General features: G+C 56.4%; 14 protein-coding genes. All 14 read left to right on the top strand.

Going from position 1 to position 15,531, the window contains the following annotated elements; all coding sequences use genetic code 11:
• Positions 1–139 (top strand): hypothetical protein (locus tag GXX57_10020; protein HHV44983.1); only part of this gene is annotated, 139 nt, incomplete at its 5' end.
• A gap of 780 nt (positions 140–919) precedes the next feature.
• A complete protein-coding gene (gene mraZ, locus GXX57_10015; GenBank protein ID HHV44982.1) occupies positions 920–1,351 on the top strand; it encodes a division/cell wall cluster transcriptional repressor MraZ in 432 nt (143 codons plus the stop codon).
• A 24-nt stretch (positions 1,352–1,375) separates the two neighbouring features.
• The gene (gene rsmH, locus GXX57_10010) at positions 1,376–2,317 is read left to right on the top strand and encodes a 16S rRNA (cytosine(1402)-N(4))-methyltransferase RsmH (GenBank protein ID HHV44981.1); all 942 of its coding nucleotides are present in this window, start codon (positions 1,376–1,378) and stop codon (positions 2,315–2,317) included.
• Between the two features lie 70 nt (positions 2,318–2,387).
• Positions 2,388–2,858: a hypothetical protein gene (locus GXX57_10005; GenBank protein ID HHV44980.1), complete on the top strand. Its 471-nt coding sequence runs from the start codon at positions 2,388–2,390 to the stop codon at positions 2,856–2,858.
• A gap of 120 nt (positions 2,859–2,978) precedes the next feature.
• The gene (locus GXX57_10000) at positions 2,979–4,808 is read left to right on the top strand and encodes a PASTA domain-containing protein (GenBank protein ID HHV44979.1); all 1,830 of its coding nucleotides are present in this window, start codon (positions 2,979–2,981) and stop codon (positions 4,806–4,808) included.
• A 116-nt stretch (positions 4,809–4,924) separates the two neighbouring features.
• Positions 4,925–6,397 (top strand): UDP-N-acetylmuramoyl-L-alanyl-D-glutamate--2,6-diaminopimelate ligase, encoded by a 1,473-nt coding sequence (locus tag GXX57_09995; GenBank protein HHV44978.1) that lies wholly within the window; start codon positions 4,925–4,927, stop codon positions 6,395–6,397.
• Positions 6,394–7,773: a UDP-N-acetylmuramoyl-tripeptide--D-alanyl-D-alanine ligase gene (locus GXX57_09990; GenBank protein HHV44977.1), complete on the top strand. Its 1,380-nt coding sequence runs from the start codon at positions 6,394–6,396 to the stop codon at positions 7,771–7,773. The genes GXX57_09995 and GXX57_09990 overlap by 4 nt, the downstream gene beginning before the upstream one ends.
• Positions 7,767–8,735, top strand: coding sequence for a phospho-N-acetylmuramoyl-pentapeptide-transferase (locus GXX57_09985; GenBank protein ID HHV44976.1), 969 nt, complete (start codon positions 7,767–7,769; stop codon positions 8,733–8,735). Before GXX57_09990 ends, GXX57_09985 begins: the two co-directional genes overlap by 7 nt.
• A gap of 64 nt (positions 8,736–8,799) precedes the next feature.
• Positions 8,800–9,891: a putative lipid II flippase FtsW gene (ftsW, locus tag GXX57_09980; protein HHV44975.1), complete on the top strand. Its 1,092-nt coding sequence runs from the start codon at positions 8,800–8,802 to the stop codon at positions 9,889–9,891.
• Between the two features lie 4 nt (positions 9,892–9,895).
• A complete protein-coding gene (gene murG / locus GXX57_09975) occupies positions 9,896–11,005 on the top strand; it encodes an undecaprenyldiphospho-muramoylpentapeptide beta-N-acetylglucosaminyltransferase (GenBank protein HHV44974.1) in 1,110 nt (369 codons plus the stop codon).
• A gap of 104 nt (positions 11,006–11,109) precedes the next feature.
• A complete protein-coding gene (locus GXX57_09970; GenBank protein ID HHV44973.1) occupies positions 11,110–12,498 on the top strand; it encodes a UDP-N-acetylmuramate--L-alanine ligase in 1,389 nt (462 codons plus the stop codon).
• An 11-nt stretch (positions 12,499–12,509) separates the two neighbouring features.
• Positions 12,510–13,436 (top strand): UDP-N-acetylmuramate dehydrogenase, encoded by a 927-nt coding sequence (murB, locus tag GXX57_09965; protein ID HHV44972.1) that lies wholly within the window; start codon positions 12,510–12,512, stop codon positions 13,434–13,436.
• Positions 13,437–13,469: 33 nt separating this feature from the next.
• On the top strand, positions 13,470–14,726 hold the full coding sequence (murA, locus tag GXX57_09960; GenBank protein HHV44971.1) for a UDP-N-acetylglucosamine 1-carboxyvinyltransferase: 1,257 nt from the start codon (positions 13,470–13,472) through the stop codon (positions 14,724–14,726).
• Positions 14,727–14,787: 61 nt separating this feature from the next.
• Positions 14,788–15,504 (top strand): FtsQ-type POTRA domain-containing protein, encoded by a 717-nt coding sequence (locus GXX57_09955; GenBank protein ID HHV44970.1) that lies wholly within the window; start codon positions 14,788–14,790, stop codon positions 15,502–15,504.
• The last annotated feature ends 27 nt before the right edge of the window (positions 15,505–15,531 follow it).

The raw sequence follows: 15,531 nt of genomic DNA, 5'->3' as shown, positions 1-15,531 counted from the left end.
GATGCCCACCAAGGGATGGTGGGGGACTTTTCGTGCGACGGGGCCTAGAGAGTTGCTGCAGATGGGCTTGGACGCAGGATTCGGCAGCAAGAATAGTGGTGGTTGGGGTTGTGTGCAATTGATAGGATGTGAAGGTTAAAGAAGCGGTACGGTACTCTGTATTTGAGTGTCCTGTTGATCCAGCACTACGGACGATGCTGCCAGCTGAACTGGAGTCAACAATCGATCTGAAACATGACAGTCGTCGGCTGTTACTATTACTAGAGAAGAACTGGACAGGAGATTGGTGCGTTGGGCGAAGAAGACTTGCGATCCTGAAGGCTCTAGGATTGTGAACCTCAAGCTTACATGAAATCACTAGGAGGTTCGATCCCCCCTCTGTTAAATGGTTTGGCTCTCTTTTTGTAAGTTCTTCCTGTTAAGATAAAAAGCATTTTCATGAGACTCGCAAAAATCGGCCAAAAAACCTTCAGTGAAGCGGGTTTGAGACCCCTACAGTCGCCCCCACGCGGGGCGTGGATTGAAATCTAGGTGGCGGGGCCAGATGCCCCGCTCTTTTAAGTCGCCTCCCTACGTGGGGGTTTAAACTGAGAAGTCATCTTGGCGGACCGGTGGGCATTCACGCATTAGGTTGCCCCTACGGGGAGGCGTGAAGCTTACTTGTTCAGCTACTACCGACTGATAGATACGATCACTATAACCAGTAAACCGACAATAGTATCCTAGATTTGCCCTCCCGCAACGGTTCTCATCCATTTCCTCAATTACTACTGCCATTCTTTTTGCCCGGAGTCTTTCCAAGCTGAAAAAGTTGAGTTGATAGGCAGGATTTTTCTCTCATGTACCGAAAATGTCACTACCCGGTGGGGGAAAGTGGGGAGAAGTGGTGAACTAGACACCGAGGGGGGTGCAACGGCCCATGTTCATGGGGGAATATACGCACACACTGGACAGTAAGGGTCGTTTGTTCATACCCGCCAAGTTCCGGGAGCTTTTGGGTGATACTTTCGTCGTTACCCGTGGCCTGGATAATTGTGTGTTCATCTATCCCATGGATGAATGGAAGGCCTTGGAACAAAAATTGAAGGCACTTCCCCTCACGAAGGCTGACGCCCGGGCCTTTGTCCGTTTCTTTTTCTCCGGTGCAGCTGAATGCCAGCTGGACAAGCAAGGTCGGATCATGATTCCCAGCAACCTCCGCAGTTACGCCCAACTGGATAAGGATGTTGTGGTGATTGGAGTGTCCAATCGGGTGGAATTGTGGTCCCAGGAACGGTGGGAAGAATATATGTCGGAGTCTGCGGCATCCTTCAATGAGATCGCCGAAAAGATTGTGGACCTTGGCATTTAGAGAAGAAGGACGGAGGAAAAGGCGGTGCAAGGTTACGAGCATAAGCCAGTGTTACTTAACGAGATACTGGAATACTTGCGAATCGATTCCGGCCAAGAAGGTTGGTTTATTGATTGCACCCTAGGCCGGGGTGGACATACCGAAGCTGTTTTGAAAAACTCGCCACTGTGTGTGATCGGTATCGACCAGGATGAGCAGGCCATCGCCGAGACGAGAAAACGGTTGGCCGCCTATGAAGGACGTATACAGTATATCCATGGAAACTTCGGGGAACTCTCCACTTTGATCGCCGCCCATTTCCCTGATTTCCCTGGGGCCGTGGCCATTTTGATGGATATCGGGGTCTCTTCGCCCCAGTTGGATGATCCATCTAGAGGCTTCAGCTATCAGCACGGTGCTCCTTTAGATATGCGGATGAATCGTAATGCCACTGTAACTGCGGCAGAACTTGTCAATCGGTTGAGTGTGGATGAGCTTACCAGGATCATCCGCGATTACGGGGAGGAAAGATGGGCGCGGCGCATTGCTCAGTTTATCGTGAACCAGCGGCAAAGGACGCCGATTACCACTACCACCGAACTGGTGGAGATAATCAAAGCGGCGATTCCCGCGAACGCACGGCGGAGCGGGCCCCACCCGGCTCGACGCACATTTCAGGCCCTGCGTATTGCGGTGAATAACGAACTGGCGAATCTAGAAAAGGGCCTCGGACAGGCTTTCGATCTGCTGGTACCTGGTGGACGATTGGCGGTAATTAGTTTTCATTCTCTGGAAGATCGGATCGTGAAACAGCGGTTTCGGGAGCTAGTGGGGGGCTGTCAGTGTCCGAAACACCTGCCCTGTGTTTGCCAGCAGCGAGAGCAGGCTAGGATCGTTACATCCCGTCCAGTGCGTCCAACTACGGAAGAATTGGCGGAGAACCCACGATCCAGAAGTGCCAGTTTGCGGGTTATTGAGAAAATCTAAGCAGGATATTGCAAAGGATAGGGGAGGGGGTAGGCTTATCGCTCCGGAAGAGAGCCTAAGCCGATAAGACATGGATCCATGTGTAAGAGCGATCATTGAAGAGGTGGGAGCCACCACTCAATCACCTAAGCGTCGTCGTAAACTCAATCCCCTTTTTTGTATCGGGATAAGTTTTCTTCTAATTGCCATCGCTTCACTGGGATATATCTATCAAACGTGGCAGATTGTCTCTCTGGGTTACGAGCGGGATCGGTTGCAGGCGGAACTGGACGAATTGATCATGGTGAATCAGCATTTGCGCCTGCAGAAGGCCATTGCGAGCTCTCCCCAACGGATCGAACAATTGGCGAAAGAACGCATAGGAATGGTGGAGCCCCCGGAACCCCAACGGATCGTAGTGGATTTGCCTACCAAGTCCCCATCCGCCGTTGAGCCGAGTGCTCCCGCGGAATCGAGGGGAATCCTGACTACGATCTCGAGCCTCCTTGGTCAACTGCTTAGTGGGGACCAACCGGTCCAAGCCGGAAAGATTGGTCACTAGCTGTAAGGTTGTTGATGCCCTGTGCAACAGACCTATCTAAAAAGGATTGCATACTTTTTTCTTCTCATAACCCTGGGGCTACTTGTGCTTGCCGGCAGATTGTTTTACTTGCAGGTATTCATGAACCATCTGTATTCCTCCGAGGCGGCCCAACAGCGGACCCGGAGTATTACGGTGCCGGCCCAACGGGGCACCGTCTATGATGCTAAGGGGTTGCCGCTGGCTGTCACTGTGAAAAGCGTGGGCATCTATGCCTGGAGTAGTGAGATTGAGGATAAGGAAGCCTTTGCCACAACCTTGGCCCAATACATAGATCTGGATGCGGAAACCATCTTCGAACGGTTGCAGCGCTATTCTGGTGCGGTGTGGTTACAGTATCACCTGACTCCCCAACAGGCCAATGCCCTGAAAGAACTTAGGCTGCCCGGCCTTTATTTCACCGATACCCACCGCCGTTCCTATCCCAATGGGACTTTGGCCGCCCATGTGCTGGGGATCGTGGGCGTGGATAACTACGGACTTGAGGGCTTAGAGCTTTACTATGATCAAGAACTGAGCGGTACTCCGGGGATTCTCCAAGTGGAAAAGGATACGGGCAGTAGGAAGATTCCCGATGGCCTTAGTCGTTACATCGCTCCCGATGATGGTCTTGATCTTGTCCTTTCGATTGATGCCATTCTGCAACATATCGCTGAGAAGGAACTGAGACAGGCGGTCCTCGAGTCCGAAAGCAGAAGCGGTATGGTAGTGATCAGTGAACCGCACACGGGAAAGCTTTTGGCTGTTGCGGTGTGGCCGGAGTTCGATCCAAACCACTTTGGGGAGACCTCCGCCGCGGTGAGGCGTAATCCTGTCTTTACATCCCAGTACGAACCGGGCTCCACCTTTAAGATCTTTACTCTGGCTATTGCCCTGGAAGAAGGCCTTGTGGCCCTGGATACACCCTTTTCTTGTTCAGGATCTATCCGGATCGGTGGCATTACAGTCCGCTGTCACCGCACCTGGGGCCATGGGGAACTTACCGTAGCGGAGGCCCTAGTCCAATCTTGCAACCCCGTCTTTGCTCTCTTGGGTAGTCAGTATGTTGGTGGGCATATCATGTACGAGTATTTGTCGGCCTTCGGCTTTGGATCTAGGACCGGTGTGGATTTCCCCGGTGAGATCTCCGGAACACTACCCCGGGCAGGCTCCATCGCGGGTGAAGCTTCCCGCTGGGCCACCATCGGCTTTGGCCAGGGGGTGGCGGTGACGCCGATCCAACTGATTGCTGCGGTCAACGCCATCGCCAACGGTGGGACCTTGTATCGTCCGTACTTGGTGACCGAGGTGCGGCATCCAGCAACGGGCCAGGTGAAAACCATCGAACCTCAGGCGGTCCGGCAAGTGATTTCCCCGGAGACCGCGGCGATGGTGACAAACTTGATGTTTGAAGTGGTGGAACGCGGTACCGGCACCAGCGCTGCCGTGTTGGGCTACGCCCTGGCGGGCAAGACGGGTACCGCCCAAGTGCCGGAGCCTGGTGGGTATGGCGATGAACGGGTGGCCTCCTTTGTGGGCTTTGGTCCTGTGGAGGATCCCCAACTTTCTGTATTGGTAATTCTCAACGAACCCCAAACAGCCAACAAGTATGGGGGGGTGTTGGCGGCCCCCGTCTTCCAGCGGGTGATGAGCCAGGCCCTGAATTATCTTAAGATCAATACCAAAGAGAACAGTCCCGTAACCACCGAGATTCCCTTGTATGCCTTGGATAGCCGGCGAGAAGTGAAGACGGTCAATGGGGTACCCAGTGTAGTCGGGCTTAGTATGCGGGACGGGGCTCTGCTACTGTCCCAAGAGGGATTCCGGGTGGTCATTAAGGGTTCCGGTGTGGTCTACCAACAGGAACCGGCGGCTGGTACCATAATTCCCCCCGGAGAAATGGTGACCATCTATTGCTCTGTGATAGAATAAAGTCTTAGGGGACCACTTAAGCTCATAAAACTAGTATTGGGAGGTAAACTAAGGTGGTATATTTAGGCAGATGAGTGGTCCAATTGCCATGGAAACTCGGAAGGGAGAAGGCTCTCATGGATTGGCGAGAACTGATCGATGCAGTACCTGATGCCGAAGTGTTGGGTTCTGCCGCGCCTAATATTACTGGTGTTGCCTACGATTCCCGCAAGGTGCAACCGGGGGATCTTTTTGTATGTATAGAAGGTGCCCGCTTCGACGGCCATGACTATATTCCCGACGCCATCGCCCGTGGTGCCGTCGCGGTGGTGATCGCCAAATCTGTCTCCCTTCCGCCGGACTTTCCTGCCCTGCGGGTGGCCAACTCCCGCCAAGCCTTGGGGTTGTTGGCCCAGAGGTTCTATGGTGATCCCACGGCTAGACTCACCTTAGTGGGGATTACCGGGACCAATGGGAAGACTACTTCTACTTATCTGCTGAAGAGTATCCTGGAGGCCGCTGGTTACAAAACTGGCCTCACGGGGACCATTGAGACCATCCTCGGTGACAAACGCCTGCCGGCCACCCGAACCACCGCGGAGTCCTTGGACTTTCTCCGGCTGATGGCCCAGATGGTGGATGAGGGAATTACCCATGGGGTGGCGGAGGTTTCCTCCCATGCCATCGCCTTGGATCGGATCGTGGGCAGTCGGTATGCCTACGGCCTTTTGACCAATATTAGTCAAGATCATTTGGATTTTCACCAGACCTTAGAACACTATGTGGAGACCAAGGCCGCCTTTTTTGCCACCCTTGGGCGGGGCGCGGTGATCAATTTCGATGAGACGCACAAAGGGCGTTTCCTGGCCAAATGCCAAGTACCGGTACTTACCTATGGCCTTAGGGAGGGGGCCGCGGTTCGGGCCACAGACCTGAAGACCACTCCCCAAGGGACCAGTTTCATGGTGAACCACAGGGGAGGGACATTTCCCATCCAGATTCCCCTGATCGGTGATTTCAATGTCTATAATGCCCTCGGAGTGATTGCCGTGGCCCTGCAGATGTCTTTGGATCCGCAAGCGATCCAAAGGGGGTTGGCCCAGGCTCCGCAGGTGCCAGGGCGTTTCGAGACTGTGGATTTGGGCCAAGACTTCCTGGTGGTGGTGGATTATGCCCATACCCCCGATGGTTTGGAGAATGTCCTCAAAACCGCCCGTAGCCTGGTGCCCACGGGCCAGATCCTGTGCGTGTTTGGGTGCGGTGGTGATCGAGACCGAGGAAAACGGCCTCGGATGGGCCGGGTGGCAGCCGATCTTGCGGACTATGTGGTGGTGACTTCCGACAATCCCCGCAGTGAAGACCCCGAGAGGATCTGTGCCGAGATCGAGGGTGGCATTGAATCGGGGGCTTTGCCTACCCAGGGGTATGTGCGGATCCTGGAACGGTCTTCCGCCATCGAGCATGCCATTGGGCGGGCGGGGCCCGGCGACCTAGTGCTCATCGCTGGGAAAGGACACGAAACCCAGCAGGAGTTCAAGGGTCGTACCATCCAGTTCGATGATCGCCAAGTGGCTAAGGAAGCCTTGCGGAAGCGGGGGTATGGGAAATGAAGTATACCATTGGGGAGATTGCCCGGGCGGTCTCGGGAACGGTTCATGGTGATGCGCAGACCACCGTCTGTGGGGTCTGCATCGATACACGCAAACTTGTGCCAGGGCAGCTTTTTGTGGCTTTAAAGGGCGAAGGAGACGGCCACGCCTATTTAGACGAGGCCATCGGCAAACAAGCGGCAGCGTTGCTGGTGGAAAAGAACCACGCTAGACAGGATTTTCCCTGCGTGGCTGTAGACGATACCCTGGCTGCTTTGCAGGCTTGGGGTAAGTATCATCGAGATCAGTTTGCGGTGCCGGTGGTGGCCGTAACCGGTAGCAATGGGAAGACCACCACCAAAGATATGTTGGCGGGGATTCTGGCCCAGGTAGGTCCTGTAGCCAGCACACAGGGAAATTTCAACAATGAGATCGGGTTGCCCCTGACGCTCCTTAGCATGGAACCGGAGCACTGGGCGGCGGTGACGGAAATGGGTATGCGAGGCTTGGGGCAAATTACCCAATTGGCGGAACTGGCCCGGCCCCAGGTGGGCATCGTGGTGAATGTGTATCCTGTTCATTTGGAGCTGCTGGGTACCATTGAACGGATTGCCCAGGCCAAGGGGGAGCTTGTCCGGGCTTTGCCGCCGGAGGGGACCGCGGTTCTCAACGCCGATGACCCCTTGGTGTCGGCCATGGCCCAGTGGCATGCTGGTCCGGTGCTCACTTTTGGTATGGAACAACGGGCTACGGTTTGGGCCGATGGCTACCGTGACTGTGCGGGCCGCGCGGCTTTTACGTTACACCTGCCGGAGCACTGTCTGGACATCCTTCTGCCGGTGCCGGGGCTACACAATGTGTATAACGCTCTAGCGGCTGCGGCGGGGGCCTTAGCCCTGGGAGTGGGTCCCGAGGCCATCAAGGCCGGTCTGACGAACTTTGTGCCCAGTGATATGCGCAGTCACCGTCAAAGGATCGGGCCCATTACCGTACTTAACGATGCCTACAATGCTAGTCCTGCCTCCATGAGATTTGCCCTGGGAATGCTGGCGGAGCAAAGGGCCGAAGGCCGCAGGATCGCGGTGTTGGGCGACATGTTAGAATTGGGGCCCATTGCGGAACAGGCCCATCGGACCGTGGGCCAGCAGGCGGCCGCGATACCGGTGGATCTATTGATCACGGTAGGGAAATTGGGTCAGCTCATCGCCCAAGGGGCCCAGGAAGCAGGGCTTGGTGTTCAGCAGATCAAACATTTTGAGGATTCCAAGGAAGCGGCAGCAGCAGTGCCAAGTCTGTTAGCACCGGAGGATCTGGTTTTGGTGAAGGCCTCCCGGGGGATGAAACTGGAATTGGTGGTGGAGGGCATTGTGGCCGCCTGGGAGGGAGTACAGTGTTGAACTTGGTCTATGCAGCGGGAATCGCCTTTTTGGTGGTGATTATCCTCGGACCAGCCATGATTGCCTACTTACATAGATTGAAGTTTGGCCAATCTATCCGGGCCGAGGGGCCCAAAACCCATCTAAAGAAGGCCGGTGTTCCCACCATGGGGGGGATCCTGATCCTTCTGGGGATCACTGTGGCCAGTTTCGTGGCCTCGCCCAGCTTTCAGAAACTCACCTTCGGACTGTTTATCACCCTCGGCTTTGGGATCATTGGCCTCATCGATGACTTCATAATTGTGGTGGCCAAACGTTCCTTGGGCTTGCGGGCCCGGGAAAAGCTTCTGGGCCAGATTTTGCTTGCTATCATCTTCGCCTTCTACCTGCTTACCGAAGGGGAGTTCGGCCCGGTAACCATCATTCCCTTCACGGGAAATGTGTGGCAGATGCCCCCGGTATTGTTCTTCTTTATGACCTTATTTGTACTGGTGGGTTCCGCCAATGCCGTGAACCTCACCGACGGCCTCGATGGTTTGGCCGCGGGTACGGTGGCCATTGCCGCTACCGCCTACGGGATCATTGCCCTGGGGGCGGGTGATGTGGAAAGTGCGGTCTTTGCCGGTGCGATCATTGGTGCCTGTATAGGCTTTACCTGGTTCAACTCCTATCCCGCCCAGGTGTTCATGGGGGATACCGGCGCCCTGGGATTGGGGGGAGCCCTGGGGGTTTTGGCCATGTTCACCAAAACGCCCCTGACCTATGCGATCATTGGCGGGATCTTTGTCCTGGAAGCCCTGTCGGTAATGCTGCAGGTCACCTATTTCCGCCTTACCGGTGGGAAGCGGATCTTCCGGATGACCCCCTTGCACCACCACTTTGAGCTGAGCGGCTGGCCGGAAACAAAGGTGGTCTTCCGGTTTTATGTGTTGGGTCTGATCTTCGGCCTCGTGGGCCTCTTTTCCGTGATCGGCCCCTGGTAAAGGTATGTATCCTGGCCGGCTGCATATATATTTGTAGGAACTTTGAACAAGGGAGCGGCTTGTTTTGACTACCGAGCGACAAAATCCCGATCTGGTACTGTTTACAGTCACATGCTTGCTCTTGGTGATCGGAATTGTGATGGTCGCCTCCGCTAGTTTTGTCTTAGGGCAACAGCAGGGGGATCCCTTCTTTTACCTCAAACGGCAAGCCCTATGGGCCACCATCGGCTTGGGGGCCATGTTGGTGATGATGCGGATCGACTATCACCTGTATTACCGCTGGGCCTTTGCCGGGCTTATCTTAGCCTATATCCTCCTGGCCCTGGTACTGCTCATTGGGCCTGCCATCGGAGGCTCTCGGCGTTGGCTGGCCTTTGGTAGCCTCCGGTTGCAACCTTCGGAATTCGCCAAACTGGCGGTGATAAATTTCCTGGCGGTGTACTTCTCCGTGATGACGGACCGGATGCAACGGTTCGTTCCCGGGGTGTTGGTTCCCCTATTCATTGTGGGGATCGCCTTTGGACTCATCATGCTGGAACCGGACATGGGTACTGCAACGTTGCTTTTGGGCACAGTGATGGCCATGCTGTTTATCAACGGTGCCCGGATTCTCCATCTGGGATTGGTGAGCAGCGCGGCCATTCCGGCGGGGATCCTTTTGGTGAAGTTGGAGGAATACCGGATGCGCCGGATCCTCTCCTTTTTGGACCCCTGGGAGGATCCCCTGGGTAGTGGGTGGAATATCATCCAATCTCTGTTGGCTATCGGTTCCGGCGGACTCTTTGGCCTTGGCCTAGGGCAGGGTAGGGAGAAGTTCGGTTATCTTCCTGCGGCCCATACGGACTTCATCTTTGCGGTTATCGGGGAAGAGTTGGGGTTCATCGGTACCTTCGGCGTGCTTGTGCTCTTTTTCCTTTTTGCCTGGCGGGGTTTACGTATCGGGATCAATGCCCCAGACCAGTACGGCTGCTGTCTAGCCACGGGCATCACGGGGATGATTATCCTCCAGGCCATTTTGAATATCGGCGTGGTCACCGGCATCCTGCCGGTGACGGGGATCACCTTGCCTTTAATCAGTGCAGGGGGGTCCTCCCTGGTGATTACTTTAGCGGGAGTGGGCGTGTTGCTCAATATCTCCCGACAGCAGAGGGTGTAAGGGTATGGGAGAGGTAAGGATCGTCATCGTCGCGGCCGGTACCGGGGGCCACATCTATCCGGGGCTGGCCATCGGGCAGGCGTTAAGGGAGCGGGTCTCCGCAGACATTTCCTTCATCGGACGGCCCAATTCACCGGAACAACGGGCCATCACCCAGCAGGGCTATGCTTTTCATGCCATTAAGGCCCAGGCCTTGCCCCGGAAGCTCAGTTTGGGCTTTGTGAGCAGTGGTGCCTTGCTGGCCATTGGTACCTTGAAAAGCATTGGTCTTCTGCGACGGCTAAAACCGAAGGTGATTGTCAGTATTGGGGGATTTGTGGCGGTGCCGGTGACCCTGGCGGCACGACTGTTGAGGATCCCCTTGGTCCTCCACGAGCCCAATGCGTTGCCGGGTCTGGCCAACCGCTTGATGGCAAGACATGCGGCGGTGACGATGTTGAGTTTCCCTGGCGCCGTTAAATACCTGCCCCCGTCGGCTAAGGTGGTGGTTACGGGTACGCCCATTCGTCCCGAGATCGTCACCACCACCAAAGACGAGGGACGCAAAGCCTTGGGCATCCCGCCGGGAAAGAAGCTCCTTTTGGTGGTGGGGGGCAGTCAGGGGGCCAAGTCCATCAATGATGCCATGGAGCAGGCGGCACCCCTCCTTGCCGAGGAGAAGGAGCTCATGATCCTGCATCAGACCGGTCCCACACATTTTGCCGCGGTGCGGGAGGCCTTCGGGGGATCCGAAAGCCGGGTGGTGGTGGGTAACCGGATTATCGTGCCCTACATCCAAGAGATGCCTTTGGCCCTGGCCGCCGCGGATCTAATCGTCTGTCGGGCCGGGGCGGTAACCCTCGCGGAGGTAACGGCAGTGGGCCTGCCCGCGGTGGTGATACCCTATCCCTTTGCCGCGGAGGATCATCAGCGGAAAAACGCCCTGGAATTGGTGAATGCCGGTGCAGCCACCTTGATTGACGATGGCGAACTCACCGGTGAGACTCTGGCCCGGGCGGTGTTAGAGATCTATCGTGATCCGGCCAAGGCGACCAAAATGGCCCAGGCTAGTAAAAATCTGGGCAGGCCCCAGGCTTTGCAGGAGATTGCGGAGATTATATTGAACTTGATGTAAAGTGGTTCAATGTCCCTATGCTGGACAAGTCCGGTAGCAGGGAGAACTACTGGTTCATAGTATGTTAATGGCGGTATCCTGACATGAAAGGTGCGTAGCTAGATATGATGCCATTTTCCCGGGTGCATTTTGTCGGAATCGGTGGAGCAGGGATGAGTGGTCTGGCCATCATTCTCTTGCAGATGGGCTGCCAGGTGACGGGATCGGATCTCGCCGACTCGGAACGAATGGATAATCTCCGAAGGTTAGGTGCCAGGATTTTTATCGGGCATGCCCGGGAACATGTGGGGAACCCCGATTGTATCGTCGTGTCCTCCGCAGTACCCAAGGAGAACGTGGAAGTGGAAGCGGCTAAGACCCAGGGTATTCCCATCCTCAAACGGGCGGAGCTTTTGGCTTTGCTCATGGGGATGCACCGGGGGATCGCGGTAGCCGGCACCCACGGCAAGACTACCACCACCTCCCTTTTGGCCTTTATGTTGCAAGAGACCGGTCATGATCCTACCATCGTCATTGGGGGTGAATGTGAGGATATAGGCTCTAACGCCCGGCTGGGCAGCGGCGTACATATGGTGGCCGAGGCCGATGAGAGCGATGCCTCCTTCTTATATCTTTCCCCCGATGTGGCGGTGGTGACCAATATCGAGGCGGATCATCTGGACAATTACAAGAACGTCCAGGCGGTGGAGGAGAGTTTCCGGCAGTTCGTGGATAGGGTGCCGCCTGCGGGGTATTGTGTCCTGTGCGGCGATGATCCCGGGGTGGCGCGCCTTTTGGAACACATTCAAGGTCCCCGGATCACCTATGGAATTAAGGCCGGGGATGTGCGGGCCCGACATGTTATGCTTAATTGCCTGGGATCGCGGTTTGTTGTGGAGGAATATGGTAAGGTCCTGGGGGAGGTGTCACTGAACATCCCCGGTGAGCATAATATATTAAACGCCTTGGCGGCCATCAGCGTAGGGCTAGCGGAAGGGCTCGCCCTGGATGATATGGTGGAGGCTTTGGCTAGATTCCGGGGGGCCAAACGCCGCTTTGAGATCCTCACCCCCGGGGGCAAGGATGCTCGGGTCTTGGTGATTGACGACTACGCCCACCATCCCACGGAGATCCAGGCCACATTGAAATCCGCGGCACGCTTGGGGCGGCGGATCGTGGCGGTCTTCCAGCCCCATCGCTACAGCCGGACCAAACATTTCCTCGGGGACTTTGCTAAGGCCTTTGGGGTGGCGGACCAAGTGATCCTGACACCGATTTATGCGGCCTCGGAGCGCCCCATCGAGGGGGTTAGCGGGGAGGCCTTGGCCCAGCGGGTCGCGGCGGAACATAAGAATGTGGAGTTTGTCGCGGACTTGACGCAGTTGCCCACATATTTGCTCAGCAAAGTGGAAGAAAGGGATGTCGTCCTCTTCATGGGAGCCGGGAACATCACCGATGCCGCCCACCGGTTTGCCAAACTGGTGCAAGACAATGTGGTCCAACAAGTGGGTTGAGGTGTTTTCAATTGTGGCTGGCAAACCTTAAAGACCTGAATCTGCAAGTGCTGGAACACGAGCCTCTGGCCCGTCATGTCTCTTTGAAGGTGGGAGGCAAGGCCCGGGCGGTGATCTTGGTGGAAGAGCTGCCGCAACTGGTGGAACTGGTGAACCGCCTGGAAGTATGGGGAGTAAGCTACTATGTTCTGGGGCGGGGCACCAATGTGCTGGTGGCGGATCAAGGTTACCCCGGAGCAGTGATCAAATTGACCGGGGATTTCAGCCGTCTGGAGGCGGTGGAGGGTGGTCTTGTGGTGGGGGCGGCGGTGCCCCTGCCGAAGCTGGCCCTGACCGCCTACCGGTGGGGGTATAAGGGTCTGGAATGGGCCGCGGGGATCCCCGGTAGTCTAGGTGGGGCCGTCAGGGGCAATGCCGGTGCCCATGGTGGCTCCATGCAGGATGTGGTGGCCACGGTGGAGGTTTTCCATCCCTTGGAGGGGGTCACAACCTACGACCGAGAAGACTTAGATTTTTCCTACCGGCAATTGAAACTACCGAAGGATGGGATTGTGCTAAGTAGCCGCCTGAGCTTGAGCACTGGTGCTAGCGCGGAAACTTGGGCCCGGATGGAACAATACAAAGCAGAACGTCTTAGAAACCAACCCCTCAAGCTTCCCAATGCCGGGAGTGTGTTTCGCAATCCCCCCGGGGATTACGCCGGACGGTTGATTGAAGCTGTGGGACTGAAGGGTCTGCGCATTGGCGATGCCGCCGTCTCGGAGCAACATGCCAATTTCATTGTTAATTTGGGGCAGGCCACCGCAGCGGATATTGTACGACTCTTGCTTTTGATTCGGCAGCGGGTCCTTGCGGAGACCGGTGTGGCACTGCGACTGGAATGGAAGCTGTTGGGTTTTTCGCCCGATGAGGAGCGGGCACTGGAAACCGTAGCCTAGGCCGGGATGAGAACCTAGAGGGGTGAAGGTGTCTTGACTAAGCTAAGGATTGTGGGCCCAAGGCCGCTGCAGGGTGAAGTGTCGGTAGGCGGTGCGAAGAATGCTGCCCTCAAGATGTTGGTGGCATGCCTGCTGACCGATGAAGAGTGTATTATCCACAACGTGCCCCGCATCAAGGATGTGGAGGTCATGTTGGAGGTATTGCGCTATGTGGGATGTGAGGCGGATTTCTGTGCCAAGCACGCGGTGCGGGTAAGAGCCTGCGGAGAATTGGGGTACCACGCACCCGATGAATTGGTGCGAAGGATGCGGGCCTCCATCCAGGTGATGGGTCCTCTTCTGGCGCGACTGGGCAAAGTGGAGGTGGCGTATCCCGGTGGATGTGCCATTGGGGAACGGCCCATTGATATCCACCTGGCGGGCTTTACGGCCCTGGGTGCAAAGATTAAGGAACAAGAGGGATTCATCTTTGCCGAGGCGAAAGAATTGGTGGGGTGCGAGTTCTACCTGGACTTTCCCAGTGTGGGGGCCACCGAGAACCTGATCATGGCCGCGGTACTGGCCAAGGGGCGAACGGTGCTGCACAATGTAGCCAGGGAGCCGGAGATTGTGGATCTGCAGGAGTTTCTCAACCGGATGGGGGCTAAGGTCCGCGGCGCGGGTACGGATCGGATTATCATTGAAGGGGTGGAAAAGCTCCACGGGGCGGAGCACTGGGTGATCCCGGACCGGGTGGAGGCTGGTACCTTCCTTTTGGCGGGGGCCATCACCCGGGGTGAAGTCTTTGTACGCCACGCCAAGAGTGAGCATGTGGAAGCCCTCGTGGCTAAGATGCAGCAAAGTGGCGTGAAAATGGTGCCCGATGCCACCGGGGTTTTGGTCCGGGCCCGGGGCGTGAATTTGCGGCCTTTGAACTTGCGCACCATGCCCTATCCTGGGTTCCCTACGGATCTGCAGCCCCAGATGATGGCCTTTTTGTGTACGGTGCCCGGCACCAGCATGATCGTCGAGGGGGTCTATGCCCATCGGATGAAGCATGCCGCGGAACTGCGGCGGATGGGGGCGGCCATCTGGGTGGAGGGCCGGACGGCCATCATTCAAGGGGGAAACCCCCTGACCGGAGCAAGCGTCCAGGCTTCGGATCTGCGGGCCGGTGCCGCGTTAATCCTGGCAGGACTGGCGGCCCTGGGGACTACGGAAGTTTATGGACTGGAACATATTGATCGGGGTTATGAGGACTTGGAACACAAGTTCAGGCAGCTGGGGGCGACCATCGATCGTCTTTCCTGACACATATACGCAGGGTTGTGGTATAATTAAACCGATTATGCAGGTGTAGGTGGGTTTTTGTATGGTGCGGGGACAAGCAGAGGACAACAGGTTTTTCCTGTCGCTGGTAATCTTGTTGGCCTTGCTCGCGTTGTTCGTTCTGTTGGGTTCTCCCCTCTTTGCCCTCCGGGAGATCCAGTTGGAGGGCGGCAGCCACTTTACCCCAGAGGACATCTGGAAGATTTGCGGGCTGCGGAAAAACGAAAACCTACTGATGATCGACCTGGAACGGGTGAAAGCCTTGTTGCTGGCGGAACCCCGCATCGAGGATGCACAGGTGCGTCTGGAGCTGCCGGACCGTCTGCAGGTGACAGTGCTGGAACGGCAACCGGTGGCCCTAATCCCCTACGGCGAGGTCTTCTACTTGGTGGATGAGGCCGGTAGATTAATCGGCGCCCAGGGGTATGTTACTGAATCTTTGCCCTTCCTCACCGGTGTGCGGCTGGAGGAGCCCACCGTCGGGAGCAAACCCATCAGTCATGGATTGGCGGTGGGGATTTTGGTGGTCAACACGTTGGATGCGGAACTGGCGAGCAGTGTTTCCGAGGTCAATGTGGAGGATCCCGAGGATATCCGGTTGTACTTGCGGAACTTAATTGTGGTGAGGTTAGGCGATAGTTTACAGATGAAGGAGAAACTGACGGTCTTGAAGCCTTTGCTTGCGGACCTGGCGAGGCGGAACCAGACTCCTAGACAGATCGATCTTAGCATACCCAGTCAGCCTGTGGTGCTGCAGTGAGCGAGATCGCAACGGAAGGGCGGAGGA

Source organism: Bacillota bacterium, from assembly GCA_012839765.1.
Classification (GTDB): domain Bacteria; phylum Bacillota; class Limnochordia; order DUMW01; family DUMW01; genus DUMW01.
This window is presented reverse-complemented; position numbering and strand designations above follow the sequence as displayed.

What these genes read in the sequence shown, in the direction of transcription:
- mraZ (HHV44982.1), top strand. Translation starts at nt 920, where the DNA reads ATGTTCATGGGGGAATATACGCACACACTGGACAGTAAGGGTCGTTTG.
- GXX57_10005 (HHV44980.1), top strand. Translation starts at nt 2,388, where the DNA reads ATGGATCCATGTGTAAGAGCGATCATTGAAGAGGTGGGAGCCACCACT.
- GXX57_10000 (HHV44979.1), top strand. Translation starts at nt 2,979, where the DNA reads ATGAACCATCTGTATTCCTCCGAGGCGGCCCAACAGCGGACCCGGAGT.
- GXX57_09995 (HHV44978.1), top strand. Translation starts at nt 4,925, where the DNA reads ATGGATTGGCGAGAACTGATCGATGCAGTACCTGATGCCGAAGTGTTG.
- GXX57_09990 (HHV44977.1), top strand. Translation starts at nt 6,394, where the DNA reads ATGAAGTATACCATTGGGGAGATTGCCCGGGCGGTCTCGGGAACGGTT.
- murG (HHV44974.1), top strand. Translation starts at nt 9,896, where the DNA reads ATGGGAGAGGTAAGGATCGTCATCGTCGCGGCCGGTACCGGGGGCCAC.
- GXX57_09970 (HHV44973.1), top strand. Translation starts at nt 11,110, where the DNA reads ATGATGCCATTTTCCCGGGTGCATTTTGTCGGAATCGGTGGAGCAGGG.
- GXX57_09955 (HHV44970.1), top strand. Translation starts at nt 14,788, where the DNA reads ATGGTGCGGGGACAAGCAGAGGACAACAGGTTTTTCCTGTCGCTGGTA.